Genomic DNA, 601 nt, shown 5'->3' with positions numbered 1-601 from the left:
ATGCTTCAAACTGTTGTACCTGCGCGCTGAAAAGGGCGGCATCGCACTCGTCAATGGAGTGCCCAACGATCTTCCGCTGATCAATGTTGACGTCAAGCGGCTGAAGCAGATTATCATCAATCTCGTCGGAAATGCGGTGAAGTTCGCTCCGCGCGACTCGCAGGTGTGGGTGACGGCCTGCACCGAAGGCGAGGCCGTCGTGATCAAGGTTTGCGACCAGGGCATCGGTATGGACCCGAAGGACCTGGAGCATGCACTGGAGCCCTTCTCGCAGATCGATTCCGGGCTTTCCAGGAACCACGAGGGAGCGGGCCTTGGCCTGGCAATCGTGAAGTATTTCGTCGAATTGCATGGCGGCACCCTGGCGTTCGATACCGCGCCGGGCCGCGGCACCACCGTGATCGTCACGCTGCCGCAGACCGCGACGGCGGGAAGTGAGAACGAAGGGCCGACGGGATGAGCACGAGGCCGGTCATCCTGGCCGAAGACAATGAAAAGTTGCGGCATCTCTACTGCGATGTGCTGGAGGCTGCCGGCTTCAATGTCATGGCAGTGGACAGCGGTGAGAAGGCAATCTCACTGCTTCACAAAGTGCAGAACC

At 59.7% G+C, this 601-nt stretch carries 1 protein-coding gene; it reads left to right on the top strand.

Going from position 1 to position 601, the window contains the following annotated elements; all coding sequences use genetic code 11:
- On the top strand, positions 1–460 hold a 460-nt coding region (locus tag ACKGJN_RS16530), incomplete at its 5' end, for a sensor histidine kinase (protein WP_409540668.1).
- Positions 461–601: the final 141 nt, after the last annotated feature.

The organism is Gillisia xinjiangensis (assembly GCF_046298265.1).
Lineage (GTDB): Bacteria > Bacteroidota > Bacteroidia > Flavobacteriales > Flavobacteriaceae > Gillisia > Gillisia xinjiangensis.
Note: the sequence above shows the minus strand (reverse complement) of the source record. Positions and strands in the feature narration are given on the sequence as shown.